Origin of the sequence: Nonomuraea spiralis (assembly GCF_014648435.1) — a bacterium.
GTDB classification, from domain to species: domain Bacteria; phylum Actinomycetota; class Actinomycetes; order Streptosporangiales; family Streptosporangiaceae; genus Nonomuraea; species Nonomuraea spiralis.
The window spans coordinates 694,859-712,462 of record NZ_BMRC01000001.1 but is presented as its reverse complement, the minus strand read 5'-3'; the positions used below and the strand labels follow the sequence as shown (position 1 = coordinate 712,462).

The following is a 17,604-nucleotide window of genomic DNA, read 5'->3' as shown; positions in this document are numbered from 1 at the left end:
GTCAGCCCTCCAGCCCGATCAGCCCGCCGAGCCCGCCCGTGGAGGAGCCGGCCAGCCGGGTGTCGTCGACGAACATCCCGTCGCGCATCGAGACCAGCCGGTCGGCGGTGGCCGCGACCCGTTCGTCGTGCGTGACGATCACGAGGGTCTGTCCCGCGGACCGCAGGCCCTCGAAGAGCCGCAGCACGTCGAGCGTCGCGGCGGAGTCGAGGTTGCCGGTCGGCTCGTCGGCCAGCACGACCAGCGGGTCGTTGGCGAGGGCGCGGGCGATGGCGACCCGCTGCCGCTGCCCGCCCGACAGTTGCGAGGGCAGGTGCCGGGCACGCGCGTCGAGCCCGACCCGTTCCAGCAGCAGGCCCGCGCGCCGCCTGGCCTCGCGCGGCGAACGCCCGGCCAGCAGTACGGGCAGCTCGACGTTCTCGGCCGCCGACAGCTCCCACCAGGTGGAACGCCTGGAAGACGAACCCCACGGACCGGCGCCGCAGCCGGGCCAGGGCCCGCTCGCTCAGCGTGTCGATGCGCCGCCCGGCCAGCCACACCTCTCCGCCGGTCGGCCGCTCCAGGCCGCTCAGCAGGTGCAGCAGCGTGGACTTGCCGCAGCCGCTCGGGCCCATCACCGCCAGGGTCTGCCCTTCGGGCACCTCCAGGTCGACCTCGTCCACCGCGCGGACCCGGCTCTGCCCCTGGCCGTGCGTCTTCACCAGGCCGTGGGCCCGTAACACGTTCATGCGTCCCCAACTTCGTCGTCGGCCTCGGACCAGGCCCGCTCGCACGCGTCCAGCCAGCGCAGGTCCGCCTGCAACCGCAGTACGACGCCTTCCAGCAGCAGGCCGGCGCCCGATGCCGCCGGTTCGGCCAGCGCCGCCCGCTGCGCCTCGCCCAGGCGGCGCATCAGCTCGCGGCGCTGCGCCGCCACCAGCTCGACCGGGTCGGCGAGCCGGGCCGCCGCAGCGGCGACGAGCTTGAGATGGAACTCCGCCAGGTCCGGTTTCGGCCAGCCCACCTCGGCCAGCCAGGCCGCGACCCGACGCTGACCGGCCGGCGTCAGCGCGTAGACCTTGCGTTCCGGCCGTTCGGGCAGGCCGTCGGCGCGTTCGCAGACCACGAGCCCGGCCTTCTCCAGCCGGGTCAGGGTCACGTAGATCTGGCCGGGGTTCATCGACTCGCCCAGCGGCCCGAGGCTCTGCCGCAGCCGGGCGCGCAGGTGGTAGCCGTGCGCCGGCTCCTTGGCGAGCATCGCCAGCACCGCGTCCTGCACGCCACCACCCCCTAACGGTTAGCCAATAGATAGCGGTTAGCCGTACGGGGTGTCAAAGGCGGCGGGCGCGGAAGGTGCGGCGGTAGGCGTCGGGCGGCACGCCGACGGTGCGGTTGAAGTGCCGGCGCAGCGTGGCCGCGGTGCCCATGCCGGTGGCCTCGGCGATGACGTCCACGCTGTCGTCGGTGGTCTCCAGCAGTTCCTGGGCGCGGCGGATGCGCTGGGTCAGCAGCCATTGCAGCGAGGTGGTGCCCGTCATGGACCTGAAGTGGCGGCCGAGGTGTCGGGAGCTCATGTTCGCCCGGCGGGCCAGGTCCTCGACCGTCAGCGACTGGTCCAGGTGGCGGCCCGTCCAGGCCAGCAGGTCGCTGAGGGGGTGGCCGCGCGGCTCCGGCACCGGGGTGGCGACGAACTGGGCCTGGCCGCCGGGCCGGTGCGGCGCGACGACCAGGCGGCGCGCGACCGCGTTGGCCACCGCCGAGCCGTGGTCGCGGCGGACCAGGTGCAGGCACAGGTCCAGGGCGGCGGCCTTGCCCGCGGCGGTGAGCACGCGGCCCTCGTCCACGTAGAGCACGTCCGGATCGACGTCGACGCGGGGATGGCGGGCGGCCAGCGTCGCGGTGTGGGCCCAGTGGGTGGTGGCGCGCCGCCCGTCCAGCAGGCCGGCGGCGGCCAGGACGAAGGCGCCCGTGCAGAGCGAGGCCACCCGCGCCCCGGCCTCGTACGCCGCCCGCACCGCCTGGACGAGGTCCGCCGGCGGGTCCACGTCGACCTCGGCCCAGCCCGGGACGATCACGGTGTCGGCCCGTACGAGCCGGTCGAGCCCGGCGTCGGGTTCGAGCAGGAAACGCCCGTCGGCCCGGACGGGACCCGCGCCGCAGATGACGACCTCGTACCAGCCGTCCACGGGGACCGGCGGGGGCGAGCCGAGCAGTTCGCAGGCCAGCGCCAGTTCGAAGTGCAGGATCCCGTCGGCCACGGCGACAGCGACTGTGCTCACGTCCGGAATTGTACGCATCGTGTCGTTCCGGACGCTCGCGCCGGGATCGGGCTGGTTGCCACGATGTCCGGGTGACTGATTCGGACAGGAGAAAGACCATGACGACGGGTTCCACGGTGGCGGTCTACGGCGCGTACGGGCACACGGGCCGCTTCGTGGTGGCGGAGGCATCGCGGCGCGGACTGGTGCCCGTCCTGGTGGGCCGGGACCCCGAGGCGCTGCGGGCGCTGGCGGAGTCGTACCCCGGGGTGGAGGCCAGGCATGCGTCGGTGGACGATCCGGCCGCGCTGGACCGCGCGCTGGACGGGGCCGGCGCGGTGATCAACTGCGCCGGGCCCTTCGCCGTCACGGCCGGTCCCGTGATCGAGGCGGCCCTGCGCGCCGGCATCCCCTACGTGGACGTCGCCGCCGAGATCGAGGCCAACCTCGACACCTTCGAGCTGTACGCCGCCCGCGCCGAGGCCGCGGGGACCGTGGTCGTGCCCGCGATGGCCTTCTACGGCGGGCTCGGCGACCTGCTGGTCACGGCGGCGATGGGCGACTGGACCGAGGCCGACCAGGCCCACATCGCCTACGGCCTGGACAGCTGGCACCCCACGAACGGCACCCGCGCCGCCGGCCGGGTCTCCCGGGAACGGCGCGAGGGCCGGCGCGTCCGCCACTCCGGCGGCCGGCTGGAGTACCGCGACGACGAGGCGCCGGCCGAGAAGTGGTTCTTCCCCGAGCCGACGGGGGCCCGCGACGTCATCGCGGAGTTCTCCATGGCCGACATCGTGACCGTCCCGAGCCACCTGGCGATCCCCGAGGTGCGTACGTACATGACGGTCGAGGCGGCCAGGGACATCGCCAGGCCCGACACGCCGGCCCCGGTCGCGGCCGACGAGCACGGGCGGTCGGCGCAGTCGTTCGTGGTGGACGTCGTCGTGCGTTCGGGCGCCGGAGAACGCCGGGCGGTGGCCCGGGGCCGGGACATCTACGCCGTCAGCGCGCCGCTCGCCGTGGAGGCCGTGCGGCGCGTCCTGACCGGCCGGACCAGGGCCGCCGGGGTCGCCTCGGCGGGGAGGATCTTCGACGCGCCGGACTTCCTGCGGGCGCTGTCACCCCACATCGAGGTCGAGTTCGGCACCACCGGCGAGCACTGACCCGCAGCCGGGGCCGGGCTCACCCGGTCAGGCGGCGGATTCAGCGTGGCGACGGCAGCACGGACAGCTCGCAGGCGTAGGAGTCGGCCGGCGCGGCCAGCGCCCAGACGACCATCGCGGCCAGCGACTCCGGCCGGATGCACGCCTGCGGGTCGTACGGCCGCCCGAAGGCGTTCCTGACCTCGCCCAGCAGGTCGGTCGCCGTGGCCGCGGGCGACCCCGGTCAGCCCGGGGGAGGCGTTGACGAAGATCACGTGCCCCTTGGCGCGCCGCAACGCGGGCAGCGCGAGCCGTACCAGCTCGGCGGCGGAGGCCACGTTCACCGCCATCGTGCGCCGCCAGGTGTCGGGGCCGGACTCGGCGACGGCCTCGACTGGCGAGATCCCGGCGCAGTGCACCACCGCCCGTACGTCCGTCAGCTCTCCCACGGCGGCGGCCAGGGACAAGGGGTCGGCGAGGTCGGCCTCGATCCCGGGCACGGCCAGCCGCCCGACGCCGCGGCCCACGGCGATCACCCGGTGCCCGGCCGCCTCCAGAGCGCTGACCAGCGCTGTTCCGATACCTCCTGTGGCCCCTGTCAGCAGCACGTTCCCCATGCGGGCTCCCCTCTCTCCACGGCGCGAATGACTGATCATCGCCACCGGGGGAGCGGCGCACAACCCGCGACCGGACTCTCGCCGGACGGAGATCCGGAGGGTTGTTCCACATTCACCTCTGGTGCACCGCGCGTATTCAGCGTACTTTACTCAGCACTCAGTATTCAGAGTGTGACATGCTACAGATCCAAGAGGTCACCGTGAAGATCCACAGAATCGCGGCCGGGCTGCTCGCCACCGGACTTCTCGCTGCCGGGTGTGCCACCGGCGGCACGGGCGCGGGCCAGCGCCCTGCCCCCGCGATCGCCGCGTCCACCCCCGCCGAGCTGTCCGGCGAGGTCAAGGTGTGGTCGTTCGACGTCGGCGCCACGGCGCTGAAGCGGCTCGCGCCCGAGTTCACCAAGCTCCACCCGAAGGTGAAGATCGACGTGACCGACGTCGGCTACGACAACATCTACGAGAAGGTCACGGTCGGCCTCCAGTCGGGTACGGGCCTGCCCGACGTCGTGCACCTGGAGGACGAGCGGGTCGCCGGCTACGCCAAGAACTTCCCCAACGGCCTGGCCGACCTCGTCCCGGTCGCCGGCAAGCTCAAGGCGGACTTCGACCCGGCCAAGTGGCGGACCGCCTCCGGCGAGGGCGGCAAGCTGTTCGCGATGCCGTGGGACTCCGCGCCGGTCGGGCTGTTCTACCGGCGTGACTACTTCGAGCAGGCCGGGATCAAGGCCGACGACATCCAGACCTGGGACGACCTGGTCAAGGCCGGCGAGACGCTGAAGGCGAAGACCGGCAAGAAGCTGATGGTCTCCGACCTGGGCAACAGCGCGCCGTTCTTCACCACGCTGTTGCAGCAGCAGAAGCAGGGCATGTTCGTGGACGGCAAGATCGCGGTCAACACGCCCGCCGCGGTCAAGGCGCTGACGTTGATCAAGACCCTGAACGAGAAGGGCCTGCTGCAGAACGAGAAGGGCTGGGACGGCCGGGTCACCGCGACCAAGGAGGGCAAGGCCGCCGTCGCCCCGACCGCGGTCTGGTGGACGGGCACGCTGACGTCGGAGATGCCCGAGCTCAAGGGCAAGTTCGGGGTGATCCCGCTGCCCGCGTTCGAGGCGGGTGGGGTCCGTACCTCGGCCAACGGGGGTTCGATGCTGGCGGTCACGGGCCAGACCAAAAACCAGCAGGCGGCGTGGGCGTTCGTCGAGTTCGTCACGGCGAACAAGGACAGCCAGTTGTCGATGATGAAGCAGGAGTCGCTGTTCCCCGCGTACCTGCCCGCGCTGGCCGACCCGTACTTCTCCGAGCCGGTCGAGTACTTCGGCGGGCAGCCGGTCAACAAGATCTTCGCCGACCAGGTGCGCGACATCCCGGCCGTGGAGTCGACCGATGACGACGCCGAGGCCAGCGAGCTGCTGAAGAAGCTGCTCCAGCGGGCCGTGGTGGGCGGGAAGGACCCCAAGGCCGTGCTCGACGAGGCGGCCGAGCAGCTCGCGTCCGCGACGAAGCGGGAGATCGCGTGATCGTTCGGCGCCGTCTGGTCCCCTGGGTTTTCGCGGGGCCCGCCGCTGCGCTGCTGGCGCTCTTCTTCGCCTACCCGCTCGGCGCCAGCCTCTGGCAGAGCCTGCAACGCACCGAGGACGGCGTCACCGAATGGGCGGGCCTGGACAACTACCAGCGGTTGCTGCACGACGACAGGTTCCTGCAGTCCCTGATCAACGTCGGGCTGATCCTGGTCATCCAGGTGCCGATCATGATCGGGCTGGCGCTGGCCCTGGCGTTCGTGCTCAACCAGTCGTGGTTGCGGTTCCGTTCCACGTTGCGGATCGCGTACTTCCTGCCCGCCGTGACGACGCTGGTCGCGTACGCGGTGGTGTTCCGGGTGCTGCTGCGTACCGACGGCGGCATGGTCAACCAGTTGCTCGGCGTCGAGATCGCCTGGCTGGACGACCCCCTCTGGGCGCGGGTGGCGCTGATCGGGTCCATCACCTGGCGGTGGACCGGCTACAACATGATCATCCTGCTGGCCGGGTTGCAGGCGATCGGCAAGGAGCAGTACGAGGCGTCCGCGATCGACGGGGCCGGGCCGCTGCGCACGTTCGTCAGCGTGATCGTGCCGCAGCTCAAGCCGGTGATCCTGTTCTGCTCGATCACCTCGACGATCGGCACGCTGCAACTGTTCGACGAGAACAAGCTGCTCACCGACGGCGGCCCCGACGACGCGACCACGTCCCCGATCCTGCTGCTCTACCAGGTCGGCTTCAAGCAGTTCGACTTCGGTTACGCCGCCGCGATGGCCTGGGTGGTGGTGCTGCTCATCGGGGTGCTCTCCTACGCCCAGTTCAAGTGGTTCGGGAAGGAGAAGGCATGAAACGCCTGCTGCTCTGGCTCTTGATGGCAGTCGGCGCCGTGATCAGCATCGCGCCGTTCTACTGGATGTTCGTCGCCTCCACGCACGACACGACGGAGTTGTTCCGCAGCCCGCCGCCGTTCCTGCCCGGCGACGACCTGCTGGCGAACCTGAAGTCGCTGGAGGAGACGATCGGCTTCTCCCGCGTGGTGCTCAACAGTCTCGGCACGGCCGTCGTCTACACGGCGCTGTCCGTGCTGGTCAGCGCCATGGGCGGGTACGGCCTGGCCAAGTACCGGTTCCGCGGGCGCGGCCTGCTGCTCGCGGTGATCCTGGCGACCATGATGATCCCGTTCCAGGTGCTGCTGGTGCCGCTGTTCCAGATGATGGCCAGCATCGGCTGGGTCGACTCCTACGAGTCGATCATCATCCCGTTCCTGGCGAACTCCTTCGGCATCTTCCTCATGCGTCAGGCCTTCCTCGACTTCCCCGACCAGCTCATCGAGAGCGGACGCCTCGACGGCGCGGGCGACCTGCGCATCTTCTACCGGATCGTGCTTCCCGTCGTACGGCCGCAGCTCGGCGCGCTGGTCATCTTCACCTTCATGAGCCAGTGGAACTCCTTCATCTGGCCCCTGCTCATGCTCACCAGCGAGGAGAAGTACGTGTTGCCGGTCGCGCTCAGCCACCTCACCGGGCTGACCCGCGTCGACTACTCCGGGCTGATGCTGGGCGCGCTGCTCGCCACGCTCCCGCTCATGCTGATCTTCTTCGTCTTCCAGAAGCAGTTCGTCTCCGGGCTGCTCGGCGGAGCGGTGAAGGGATGAGCCGCCGGCCGCGTCCCTGACCGCGGCCGGCCGGAGTGGCCCGTACCCGAGCGCCACTCCGGCCGGCGCGCCCATCAGCGCGGTGGTCCGGCCGGGCCCTGCGCGGCGATCGCCGCGAGCCGGTCGGCGAGGCTCCTGAGCGCCCCTCGCAGTTCGTCCGGCTGGTGGACGGTGAAGGGCCATTCCAGCGAGGCGAGCAGGTGTGCCACGCCGTCCAGCCGCTCCGCCCGCGTGCGCAGGAGAACGCCGTCGGGCCGCGTGGTGAGGGTCACCGCCGAGCGCGGCACCCGGCGGGCGATCGTGTCGAGCGGGCCGTGGACCGTCACCTCGACCTGCCAGCGGTAGGAGCCCTGGGCCAGGGTCGAGGTCAGATGGGCCACCGGGTCGAAGCCGTCGGGGGCGGTGAAGCGGCGGTCCCGGGGAGTGAGGGAGACGATCCGGTCGATGCGGAACGTCCGCAGGCCGTCGCGGAGATGGTCGTGGCCGACGACGTACCAGCGGCCGGTGTGGAAGACCACGCCGTAGGGGTCGAGGTCGCGTTCGGTGTGCTCCTCGCGCCAGGACCGGTGGCCGATGCCGACGGTCGTACGGGAGCGGGAGGCCTGGGCCAGCGACAGCAGGACCCTGGTCTCGGGCGCCTCCCCGCTCACGGCGTTGGCGGTGAACGACAGCGTCTCTCTCATGGCGGCGAGCGGTTCGCGCAGGGCGTGCGGAAGCACCCGCTCGATCTTGACCAGGGCGCCGGCGCTGGCGGGGGCGGCCGTGCCCATGCCCAGACGTTCCGCCGCGAGCAGGCCGAGGACGACGGCCAGTGCCTCGTCGTTGGTGAGGACCAGGGGCGGCATCCGGTAACCGCGGGCCAGCCGGTAACCGCCGTACCGGCCGCGCTCGGCCTCCACCGGGATGCCCAGCTCCCGCAGGTGGGCGGTGTATCGGCGGACCGTGCGGACGTCGGTGTCCAGCCGCTCGGCCAGCTCCGCCCCGGTGAGCCGGGCGTTGGACTGGAGCAGCTCCAGCAGGGTCAGCACACGGGTGAGGGGATGCGACATGGATCACTCGGCATTTGAGGGCGGATTCTGTCCTGTATCGACTATACGCTCCCCGGCAGTACCTCACTTCTGGGAGATCACATGGCCAACTTCGTCCTCGTCCCCGGTGCCTGCCTCGGGGCATGGGCCTGGGAAGACACCGCCCTCGCGCTGCGGGAGCAGGGCCACACCGCGTTGCCGCTGACCCTGACGGGCCTGGCCGAGCAGGCCGGCCGGGGCGGCCCGCAGACGGACCTGAACACGCACATCGAGGACATCACCGCATTCGTCGAACGCGACGACCTGCGCGACGTCACACTGGTCGCCCACAGCTACGCCGCCGCCCCGGTCACCGGAGCGGCCGGACGCCTCGGCGACCGGCTGGCGCGCGTGGTCTACGTGGACGGCGCCCCGTTCACCGACGGCATGAGCATGATGGACCTCATACCGCCCCAGGCGGCAGAGCGGCTACGCGAGCAGGTCGCCGCCTCCGGCGACGGCTGGCGGCTGTCGTTCGAGGCGGTCCTGGGCCTGTCCAGCAGCAGCACCGACGGGCTCGACGCGGACCGACTGGACGCGCTGCGCGCGCGTGCCACCCCTCAGCCGTTCGGCACCTACACCCAGCCCCTGACCGGGCCGGCCGAGCCCGGCGCCGACGTGGACCGCGTCCTGATCGCCTGCCACGACTTCACGCGCCTGCTGGACGCCGGACTACCCATGCTCGCCTACCTGAGCCGGTCTCCGTGGCGGCGCTTCGACCTGCCCACGGGACACTGGCCGATGGTGTCGGCCCCCGTCGAGCTCGCCGACCTGCTCGGCAAGGCCGTCTCCTGATCACTCGGGGTCGCCTATGACGTAACTCACCCTCGCCGAAATCCTCTCGCACGTCACATCTCGGCGGCCGATGCCGTCAAGAGGGCGAAGAGGAAACGAGGAGGGTCCCATGCGCTCGCCGGTACGGAAGCGTCAGTTGTCAGGGCTCGGTCATTGGTCGTTCATGTTCGGCGAGGTGGCGATCTGGTCCTTCGCCGTCCTGCTGGTGACCGGGGTGTTTCTCATGGTGTTCTTCGACCCCGACATGTCCCCGGTGCTCTACCAGGGCGTCTACACGCCGCTGAACGGCGTCCCGGTCAGCCGGGCGTTCGACTCGGCGATGCGGCTGAGCCTGGAGGTGCGCGGCGGCCTCTTCGTCCGCCAGGTGCACCACTGGTCGGCGCTGGTGTTCGTGGCGGCCGTCGCGCTCCAGTTGTTGCGGATGTTCGTCACCGCCGCGTTCCGCCGGCCGCGCGTGCCGCAATGGCTGATCTGGGTGACGCTGCTGCCGCTGGGGATGGCCGCGGGGGAGACCGGCAACGTCCTGCCCGACGACATGCTCTCGGGCGGGAGCCTGTGGCTGATCCAGTCGGCCCTGCTGTCCATCCCCGTCGTGGGTTCGTACGCGAGCCAGCTGCTCTTCGGCGCGCAGTTCCCCGGCGACACCATCATCCCCACGATGTACTGGGCGCACGTGCTGGTGGTCCCGGCCGCCATCGCCGTGCTGCTGGCCGCCCGCGAACGGCTGGTGCGGCGGCACGGGCACTCGCGGTTCGGCGCGTCGGCGCCGGGCCGCCCCGGCGCCCGCCCGCTGATGGCGGGCGCGACGATCGGGGTGCTCGTCATCCTCGGGCTGGCCTTCCAGATCGCCCCGATCTGGCTGTACGGCCCCGCCGGCCCCGGTCAGATCTCGGCCGGGTCGGTGCCCGACTGGTACATGGGCTTCCTCGACGGCGCCCTGCGGATCATGCCGGGATGGGAGCTGACGATCGGGGGGTACACGCTCAGCCTCGCGGTCCTGGTCCCCGCGCTGGTGATGCCCGGTGTGTTCTTCACCGTCCTGGCCGGCTACCCGCTGGGCGAGCGGCTCGTCCTGCGGCGCCTGACCCGGCGGGACGCGCTCGGCCGGCCCAAGAGCCGGAGCCGCCTGGCCGCCGAGCTCACCGGTCCCGCCGTACTGGACCGGCCGCGCGAGGCGCCCGTACGGACCGCCGTCGCGGCGGCCGGCGTCGGTTTCTACGGGCTGCTGTGGGCCGCGGCGGCCAACGACCAGCTCGCCCACCAGTTCCACCTCTCGGTGGAGGCCGTGACGATCTTCTTCAGGTACGCCGTGCTCCTCGGCCCGGTCATCGCGTTCTGGCTGACGTACCGGCTCTGCCTGGGCCTCCGGCTCCAGGACCGGCACGTCCTGGAGCACGGTCAGGAGAGCGGCGTGATCGTCCGCGGCGCGGAGGGCGGGTTCCACGAACGTCCGATGCCCGTCGAGCACGAGCGGCAGCCGGCCGCCCTCAGCCCGCGACGGCCTTGACGAAGAGGTCGCCGGTCGCGGTCTTGACCAGGTCGGCCTTCCCGGTGGCGGGATCGACGACGGCCACGTCGGCCGCTCCCTCCAGCGGGATCACGATCCGGCCCCCGCTGAACGCGATCCCCCTCTGGACGGTGTGGGCCAGATAGTCGCCCGCGAGCCTGCGGTCGGCGGCCGGGTCCTTCGGGGACAGCAGCAACAGGGCCGGGTCGTTGGGATCGCTGCCCAGGGCGGCCACCCGGCCGTCGGCGGAGGCGGCCAGGTCGGCGTCCCACGGCGATCTGAGGGTCGTCACCGTGCGGATGGGGTCGAGGGTGAGGTCGTAGAACCGCAACCGGCCGCACTGCGGCGTGAACACGGCCAGACCGGTACGCGGGACGTACACGAGGCTGTCCCCGAAGCCGGTGCACGGCCTGCCGCCCTCGTCCTCGGGCGGCGGGAGGCGCACTCCGGCCAGCCGCGCGGCCGTGACGTCGCGCAGGACGGTGACCGCGCCGAGGGGCGCGTCGTCGCGGGAGCCGACGTCCTGGCGGCCGGGCCCGTCGTCGTGATCCTCGGGGGCGACGACCGCGAGGCCCACGCCGCCGCCGGCGAGCGGGCCGAGGGCGAGGCGGTCGCCGAAACGGTCGGCGACCTCCGAGTTGCCCGGCACGCCGGGGGTGTCCTGGGTGATGCGCCGGACGAACGAGCCCTTCCTGAACAGGTAGACCGCGCCGCCCGGCCGCTCACCGGGCGCGCCGATCGCGACGAGGTCGCCGTAGGCGGCGACGGACTCGCCGAACGCCGCGTCCTCCTGCGGCCTGGGCGAGACGAGCCTGCGCGGCGGCGCGGCGGCCCCGCCGTGCAGCACGTAGACCGCGCCCGCCCCCTTCCTGCCGGCCACGGTGAGGGTACGGGTGCCGACGACGAGATCGGCGCAGCGGTCGTCGTTGACCCGGGCCATGGTCACCGACCAGCCGAAACCCTTCATCCTGTTCCCCGGCGGCGTGGGGACGCGGATGACCTTGCCCGCCACCAGGACGTCCACCTGACCGGTGGTGCCCAGGTAGCCGAGGGCGATGTCGTCGCGGCCGTCGCCGTCGAAGTCACGGGCGCCCGCCCGCGAGCAGTCGCTCCGCACCGGGCGTACGAGCGGGGGACGGGACACGGCCGCGACGGGGGCGGCGGCGGCCGTCACACCCGCGGGCGGCGCGGCGCCCGGCGCGGAACAGGCGGCCAGCCCCGACACCAGCACCACCGCGAGCGAACGGCCGAAGGACGGCAACCGGCGACACCCCCTTGTCGATCACGCCATCCTTCCCGCAACCCCGAGCCCCCGGCAACCGCCCAGCACCGCGACACCCGCTCACGGACACCGGGATCCGGGCGTACGGGCCGCGCTACGGCAGCAGGGCGCGCACGCTCTCCTCGATGGAGGCGGCCGCCGCGGCGAAGGCCGAGAAGCGTTCGACCCCAGAACCGAGGACGCCCAGGAAACGCAGCACCCGGCCGGGCTCCGGCTCGCCGCCGTCCAGCTCGCGGCCGACCTCCTCGGCGGCCTCGATCGCCTTCCGCAGCTCGGGGTGGCGCTCGACGTCCGCGCGCAGGTCGGCGAGGAGGGCGTCGAGCCGGGTGCGCACGTCGCCGAAACGGCGGTGGTCCTCGATCTTGTGGGAGTGCGCCTGGGCATGCGGGCCCGCCGCCATGGCGTCGGCCCGGACATGGGCGTGACCGCTGATGTGGATGCCGTGGTTGTCGCTCATCCCGCGCTCCGCTGCGCCGCCGAGGCGGCCTGGCCGAGCCCCTGCCTGATGCGGCTCTCCGCCCGCGCGACCGCGCCCGTGCCGGCCGCCATGCTGTTGGTGGTGACCTGGGCCTGACCGGTGACGAAGATGCCGTTGTTGAGGATGGTCGTCTGGCGGTCGCGCAGGTCGCTCACGTCGACGTTGTGCTCCTCCAGGAAGTCGGCGACGGCGTCCATGATGCGCTGCTCGGCGGCCTTGACGTACATCTCCTTGTCGAGCTGCTGGAAGTAGCGGTGGTAGAGGTTGTCGGTGGCGCGTTCGCGGGGGTTGTGGGCGGCGCCGTAGTTGAAGGTGTGGCCGCGGATGGCCTTGATGCCGGCCCGGTGCTGCCGCCTGCGCCTGCCCGGCTCCGACACGGCGGCGACGGTGTTGGGGACGGCCAGCAGCAGCCCGCCGAACGTGCGTCCCAGCGCGGCCACGGCCAGCCGGGCCATCCGCTGCGCCGGCGGGTGGTTGACCAGCCGGTCGACCTCGCGGTACGCCTCGCGCAGCGGCGGCAGCAGCGAATAGCCAGCCTCGGTGAACATCATCCCCTTCTCGGCCAGCAACACGAACCGCAGGAAGATCGAGATGACCACCTCGCCCTCCCAGCCGGTGACGCTCACGGTGAGGTAGGGGCGGGCGCGGGTGCGGGGGTTGTCGCGCAGCTCGTGGATGAACCGTTCGCTCACGATCGGCACGGGCGGCAGGAGGGCATCGGGGAGCACGGCCGCCTGGAGCTCGGGGTCGGTCTCGTAACGCAGGTCGAGGCCGTTGACGAACAACTTGTTCTCGACGGTGAGACCGGGCAGGCCGAGGGCGCCGATCTCGGCCGCCACCCGGTCGTAGAGCTCGCCGACCGCGAAGGGCACGACCGTCTCGCCCGACCTGGCCTTGGCCACGTTCATGGTGAAGGACCAGTTGTTGATCCTGCTGCCGTGGCCGACGAACGGGGAGTAGTCGGCGAACACCGTGACGTTCCCGGCGCCGCGGTCGGCGATGTCGACCAGGTGGTCGCGCATCGAGGGCGAGCTGGGGAGCGGCGCGTCGGCCGGGTCGAAGGAGTCGCGGGTCAGCTTGGTCAGGATGACCGACTCGTAGGCGTCGTAGAGCTCGACGAAGACGACGAGCCAGGCCAGGAACAGGGGCAGCAGGACGAGCGAGCTGGACAACGTCAGCAGGGTGACCACGGCGAGCACGGCCAGCACGGCGTCGCGTACGTGCTGGCGTCTCTGGGCCATCAGCGCGTATTTCAGCATCGTGGCCAGGTCGACGCCGGGGGACTGGGCGACGGCCCGGAACCGGTCATGAAGAATGGAGCGAATGGTGGAATTACGCACTTTCGCATCCATCAGCATGGCTATGCAGAGATATCGGGTCACTTCTGTCGCGGCCGGGCGATCACCCTGGAAATGGCGGCCACAATTCGCGCAGACCTGGGAGTCGGGGAGGTTGGGGCTGTCGCAGTGACCGCAGTTCATCGGCTCGTCCTCTGGTCGGGGCATTCGTGGAGCCTGACGTTACCCCGACTTTAACGAGCGCGGGTTCCGCGTCGCCACGCGAATAGAATACGCCTTGCCGACATTATTCGTTAAATGCCGATAAATAAACCGCGGCGGTCCGGGCGCGTCACACGGTTCTCAGGGGTGCCAACCTTTCGCCACGCCCACAACGTCTGGAGGGTATCGAGATTGAGGAGAGACGTTGGATCGCGACACCGCCTTCCGGGCGTTCGTGGAGGCTCACCAACGCGCGTTGACGCGCCTGGCCTACCTGCTCACCGGAGAGGAGCACCTCGCGGAGGACCTCGTGCAGAGCGTGCTGGTCCGCATGTTCGGGCGCTGGCCGAGGTTGAGCCACGTCGGCAACCTTGACGCCTACGCGCGCAAGGTGATGGTGAACCAGTACATCTCGTGGCGGCGGCGGCGCGGTTCGGACGAGGTGCCGACCGCCGAGCCGCCCGACCGCGCGTACGTGAGCGAGGACTCCGCCGTGCTGCGGATCGTCCTGCGCCAAGCGCTCATGCGGCTGACGCCCAAGCAGCGCGCCGTGCTCGTCCTGCGCTTCTACGAGGACCGGACCGAGCGCGAGGTCGCCGACCTGCTGGGATGCTCGGTCGGCACCGTCAAGAGCCAGGCGCACCACGCGCTGGCCCGCCTGCGGACGCTGGCGCCCGAGCTGGCGCCGAGACTGCCCGCCCTGGACGACCCGGCCCACAGTGAGGGGGCACGCCGATGACCTGGCTCGGAGATCAGCTCGGCCGCATCGCGGACGACATGCCGGAGCGCGACCTGGCGACCAGGGCGATCGAGGCCCATCAGCGCCGTCGGCGCAACGTCATGACCTTGGCCGCCGCCGCGGTGGTCGTCGTCACCGTGCTCGCCGCCACCGTCGGCGTACGGGCTCTGTCCGGCGAGCCGCGCACCGCCGTACGCCCGGCGCAACCGCCCGAGCGGTCCGTCGTCAAGGCCGGCGTGGTGCCGAGCGTGGAGTCGGCGCCCGTGTACGTGGCGCTGGAGAAGGGCTATTTCGCGGAGGAGGGGCTGACGGTCCAGCCGCGGATCGTCACCGGCGCCGCCGCCGCGGCACCGGAGCTGGCGATGGGCACGTTGGATCTGGCGCAGACCGACTACGCCACCCTCTTCAAGACCGACGAGCTCGGCAAGTCCTTCAGGATCGTCTCCAGCCTGCACCAGGCCGCGCCGGGGAGCTTCGCGATCGCGGTGGACCCCGGGTCGGGGATCCGCACCGCGGCCGACCTCAGGAAGAAGAAGATCGCGGTCCCGAACCTCACGGGGCTCGGGCAACTGGCGCTGGCGGGCGTGCTGAAGCGGGCCGGGCTGACCTTCCGGGACGTCCTGCTGGTCGAGAAGCCCTACCCCGAGATGCTCCTCGCCATGGACAAGGGGCAGGTCGACGCCGCGCTGCTGGCGGAACCGTACGTCACCGTCGGCCGCGAGAGCGGGCGCGCGCGGATCGTGGAGGACCCGATGACCAGCGACTTCGCGAACGTGTACACCGCGGGCATGTCGGCCACCGACGAGTGGATCAGGGCGAACCCCCGCACGCTGGCGGCCTTCCGGCGCGCGCTGGTCAAGGCACAACGCCTGATCGCGACCGACCCCCAGCAGGCACGCGACGCGCTGACCCGCTACACGAAGATCACCAAGGCGTCGGCGGCACACGTCGCGATCGGCTCCTATCCGGCCAAACCGGACCTGGCGCAACTTCAGCGGGTCGCCGACCTGGCCCGGGCGTACGGGCTCCTGGGCCGCCCGGCGGACCCCGCGGACACCGTCGCGAAGGGCGGCTGACCTCAGATCTCCTTGAGGAAGACGATCGCGTCCGCCTGGTGGACGGTGGCGGGGTCGAGGGCCAGGTAGGTGTGGTCCACCGGCACCCGGGGCGCCGGCTTCTCGCCGAGCGCCGCGACCAGGCGGGCGGGATCGACGACGGCGCGGGCGTGGGGAAGGGCCGACAGGATCCCTTCGAGGGTGCCGGGCGCGGGCACGTCGGCGCCGCGCGCGCCGAACGTGGCGGCGGCGAAGGCGTACGCGTCGCCGAGGCGGGTGGCGAGGATGGCGCCCGCGCTCCACCACTGGATGGGCACGTTCGCGAACCACAGGTGGCTCTTGTCGCGTTGCAGGTGGCGGTTGTGGGCGAAGGCGAGCGTGGGGCCGCGCCGGGCCTCGCGGCGGACGACGGCGTCGAGGTTGCCGGCCATCATCGCGTCACGTTGGCTCATGAGCCTGCCGAGGCGGGCGGACGAGGGGTCGGCCATGCCGGCGTGGTAGCGCAGCAGCCCGGCGGCGGTCCGCGCGTACAGGTCGGCACGCCACCAGTCGTCGGGGGACGTGGCGGCCGTCAGGTGGGGGGCGTGCGCGGTCAGCAGCGCGCCGAGGTCGTCGGCGATCAGGCGCAGCTCCTTGACCTCGGGCCCGCCGCCGACGGACCGGGCGGGGTCGGTGAGCGCGGCCGGGTCGGTCCAGGGCTCTTCGGGGCCGAGCAGCCCGTCGAGGGTCTCGCGCGTCACGGGCAGGTCGAGGTGGGCGGAGAGGTAGTCGTGCAGCGCGGTCAGGACCGGGCGGGGACCGGCCGGGCCGGCCGGCTCCAAGGGCGCGTCGAAGCCGTAGAAACGCAGCCGGTCGTGCGATGGACTCCGCTCGTTGTACGCGCGCATCCAGCTCAGGAGCTCGCGGTTGGCCGCCGAGGCGCCGAACCCGTGGCTGAAGCCGCGGCTCATCGCCTCGTCGAGGGCGCCGGCCCCGCCGCCGGCGTACGCGTCGGCGGCCAGGCCCGCCAGGCAGTCGCTCTCCAGGGCGATCGAACGGTAGCCCTCGTGCTCGACGAGGTGGCGGAAGATCTCGTTGCGCACTTCGAGGAAGGCTTCGACACCGTGGGTGGGCTCGCCGAGGCCGAGCACGCGGACGCCGGGGGACAACAGCGCGGTGAGGGAGCCGCCGGTGAGCTCCCGGGCGGCGTCCCGGATCGAGGTCGTCATGCCTTCAACCGTATCGTTGAACCAGTCGTGTAAACTTTGGCCGACCTTTCGTCGGTTGCGGAGGACGTACCTTCAAAATGCGGTTGCGGCCCATCGATCTGGCGCGCGAGCACGGCCTGTCCACGCAGGCCGTGCGCAACTACGAGGACGCGGAGATCCTGCCGCCGGCCGGGCGTTCCCCGCACGGCTACCGCGTCTACTCCCCGCGCCACGCGGCGGCGCTGCGCACGTTCCTGGCGCTGCTCCCGGCCCACGGCCACGCGACGGCGGGCGCGATCATGCGGGCCGTGAACGGCGGCGCGACCGAGGAGGCGCTGCGGCTGATCGACGACGGCCACGCCCAGCTCGCCGGCGACCGGCACACGCTGGAGGCCGTGGAAGAGGCGCTGCGCGACCTGGCGCCGCCGAGCGAGCCGGCGCCGGGGGTGACGTTCATCGGGCCGCTGGCCCGGCGGCTCCGGATCAAGCCGGCGACACTGCGCAAATGGGAGCGGGCCGGGATCACCGTGCCCCGGCGCGACCCGCGTACCGGCTACCGCGTCTACACCTCCGCCGACGTGCGCGACGTGCTGCTGGCCCACCAGCTCAGGCGCGGCGGCTACGGCCTGGAGCGCATCCGCCAGGTGCTGGAGCAGGTACGCGCCGCGGGCGGCCCGGAGCCGCTGCAGGCGACGCTCCAGGAATGGCACGACCGGCTCACCGCGCGGGGCCTGGCCATGCTGGCGGGCGCCGCCGCGCTGGACGCCTACCTCCGGACGCCCGGCGGCCCGATGCCCGGGAACTTCCGCGGCCCGGCGGGCATCTAAC

The 17,604-nt window shown here is 72.0% G+C and carries 16 protein-coding genes and 2 pseudogenes; 9 read left to right on the top strand and 9 right to left on the bottom strand.

Features of this window, described 5'->3' with window-relative positions; genetic code table 11:
- Nucleotide 1: 1 nt before the first annotated feature.
- The 3 genes and pseudogenes from IEZ27_RS03340 to IEZ27_RS03330 all read right to left on the bottom strand — a co-directional run bounded on the left by IEZ27_RS03340 (nucleotide 2) and on the right by IEZ27_RS03330 (nucleotide 2,258).
- Nucleotides 2–728, bottom strand: a pseudogene (locus tag IEZ27_RS03340) (ABC transporter ATP-binding protein).
- The gene (locus IEZ27_RS03335) at nucleotides 725–1,258 is read right to left on the bottom strand and encodes a PadR family transcriptional regulator (protein ID WP_189645802.1); all 534 of its coding nucleotides are present in this window, start codon (nucleotides 1,256–1,258) and stop codon (nucleotides 725–727) included. The pseudogene IEZ27_RS03340 and the gene IEZ27_RS03335 overlap by 4 nt, the downstream one beginning before the upstream one ends.
- 52 nt (nucleotides 1,259–1,310) lie before the next feature.
- Entirely contained in the window at nucleotides 1,311–2,258 is a 948-nt protein-coding gene (locus IEZ27_RS03330; protein ID WP_229823163.1) for a helix-turn-helix domain-containing protein, read from the bottom strand.
- Nucleotides 2,259–2,356: 98 nt separating this feature from the next.
- Between IEZ27_RS03330 and IEZ27_RS03325 the strand changes: the two genes are divergently transcribed.
- On the top strand, nucleotides 2,357–3,400 hold the full coding sequence (locus tag IEZ27_RS03325; protein ID WP_189645800.1) for a saccharopine dehydrogenase family protein: 1,044 nt from the start codon (nucleotides 2,357–2,359) through the stop codon (nucleotides 3,398–3,400).
- 272 nt (nucleotides 3,401–3,672) lie between these two features.
- Here IEZ27_RS03325 and IEZ27_RS53600 read toward each other — a convergent pair.
- Nucleotides 3,673–3,996, bottom strand: a pseudogene (locus IEZ27_RS53600) (SDR family NAD(P)-dependent oxidoreductase); the annotation flags it as partial.
- A gap of 200 nt (nucleotides 3,997–4,196) precedes the next feature.
- Here IEZ27_RS53600 and IEZ27_RS03315 point away from each other — a divergent pair.
- From IEZ27_RS03315 to IEZ27_RS03305, 3 genes are read left to right on the top strand one after another with little or no spacing between them, the layout of a single operon-like run.
- Nucleotides 4,197–5,513, top strand: a complete 1,317-nt coding sequence (locus IEZ27_RS03315; protein WP_229823162.1) for an ABC transporter substrate-binding protein — start codon at nucleotides 4,197–4,199, stop codon at nucleotides 5,511–5,513.
- Complete coding sequence (locus IEZ27_RS03310) at nucleotides 5,510–6,361, top strand: carbohydrate ABC transporter permease (RefSeq protein ID WP_221762679.1); 852 nt, start codon at nucleotides 5,510–5,512, stop codon at nucleotides 6,359–6,361. Before IEZ27_RS03315 ends, IEZ27_RS03310 begins: the two co-directional genes overlap by 4 nt.
- The gene (locus IEZ27_RS03305) at nucleotides 6,358–7,167 is read left to right on the top strand and encodes a carbohydrate ABC transporter permease (protein ID WP_189645798.1); all 810 of its coding nucleotides are present in this window, start codon (nucleotides 6,358–6,360) and stop codon (nucleotides 7,165–7,167) included. Before IEZ27_RS03310 ends, IEZ27_RS03305 begins: the two co-directional genes overlap by 4 nt.
- 74 nt (nucleotides 7,168–7,241) lie before the next feature.
- Here the strand turns inward: IEZ27_RS03305 and IEZ27_RS03300 are convergent, their stop codons facing one another.
- Complete coding sequence (locus tag IEZ27_RS03300; protein WP_189645797.1) at nucleotides 7,242–8,216, bottom strand: helix-turn-helix transcriptional regulator; 975 nt, start codon at nucleotides 8,214–8,216, stop codon at nucleotides 7,242–7,244.
- Between the two features lie 81 nt (nucleotides 8,217–8,297).
- On the opposite strand from IEZ27_RS03300, the gene IEZ27_RS03295 reads away from it, so the two are divergent.
- The gene (locus tag IEZ27_RS03295; protein WP_189645796.1) at nucleotides 8,298–9,029 is read left to right on the top strand and encodes an alpha/beta fold hydrolase; all 732 of its coding nucleotides are present in this window, start codon (nucleotides 8,298–8,300) and stop codon (nucleotides 9,027–9,029) included.
- A 109-nt stretch (nucleotides 9,030–9,138) separates the two neighbouring features.
- On the top strand, nucleotides 9,139–10,536 hold the full coding sequence (locus tag IEZ27_RS03290; protein ID WP_189645795.1) for a cytochrome b: 1,398 nt from the start codon (nucleotides 9,139–9,141) through the stop codon (nucleotides 10,534–10,536).
- Here the strand turns inward: IEZ27_RS03290 and IEZ27_RS03285 are convergent.
- From IEZ27_RS03285 to IEZ27_RS03275, 3 genes are all read right to left on the bottom strand, one after another.
- Nucleotides 10,517–11,797: a hypothetical protein gene (locus tag IEZ27_RS03285; protein ID WP_189645794.1), complete on the bottom strand. Its 1,281-nt coding sequence runs from the start codon at nucleotides 11,795–11,797 to the stop codon at nucleotides 10,517–10,519. The two genes, IEZ27_RS03290 and IEZ27_RS03285, sit on opposite strands and share 20 nt — an antisense overlap.
- Nucleotides 11,798–11,912: 115 nt before the next feature.
- The gene (locus tag IEZ27_RS03280; RefSeq protein WP_189645793.1) at nucleotides 11,913–12,275 is read right to left on the bottom strand and encodes a hypothetical protein; all 363 of its coding nucleotides are present in this window, start codon (nucleotides 12,273–12,275) and stop codon (nucleotides 11,913–11,915) included.
- Nucleotides 12,272–13,636: a hypothetical protein gene (locus IEZ27_RS03275; protein ID WP_189645792.1), complete on the bottom strand. Its 1,365-nt coding sequence runs from the start codon at nucleotides 13,634–13,636 to the stop codon at nucleotides 12,272–12,274. Before IEZ27_RS03275 ends, IEZ27_RS03280 begins: the two co-directional genes overlap by 4 nt.
- 364 nt (nucleotides 13,637–14,000) lie before the next feature.
- Between IEZ27_RS03275 and IEZ27_RS03270 the strand changes: the two genes are divergently transcribed.
- Together IEZ27_RS03270 and IEZ27_RS03265 are read left to right on the top strand one after the other, a co-directional pair.
- A complete protein-coding gene (locus IEZ27_RS03270; protein ID WP_189645791.1) occupies nucleotides 14,001–14,534 on the top strand; it encodes a SigE family RNA polymerase sigma factor in 534 nt (177 codons plus the stop codon).
- Complete coding sequence (locus IEZ27_RS03265) at nucleotides 14,531–15,610, top strand: ABC transporter substrate-binding protein (RefSeq protein ID WP_189645790.1); 1,080 nt, start codon at nucleotides 14,531–14,533, stop codon at nucleotides 15,608–15,610. The genes IEZ27_RS03270 and IEZ27_RS03265 overlap by 4 nt, the downstream gene beginning before the upstream one ends.
- Nucleotides 15,611–15,612: 2 nt before the next feature.
- Here IEZ27_RS03265 and IEZ27_RS03260 read toward each other — a convergent pair whose 3' ends face one another.
- Nucleotides 15,613–16,797 carry an erythromycin esterase family protein gene (locus IEZ27_RS03260; protein ID WP_189645789.1) on the bottom strand — a complete coding sequence of 395 codons (1,185 nt, stop codon included), beginning with the start codon at nucleotides 16,795–16,797 and terminating at the stop codon, nucleotides 15,613–15,615.
- A 77-nt stretch (nucleotides 16,798–16,874) separates the two neighbouring features.
- On the opposite strand from IEZ27_RS03260, the gene IEZ27_RS03255 reads away from it, so the two are divergent.
- Nucleotides 16,875–17,603 (top strand): MerR family transcriptional regulator, encoded by a 729-nt coding sequence (locus IEZ27_RS03255; protein WP_189645788.1) that lies wholly within the window; start codon nucleotides 16,875–16,877, stop codon nucleotides 17,601–17,603.
- The last annotated feature ends 1 nt before the right edge of the window (nucleotide 17,604 follow it).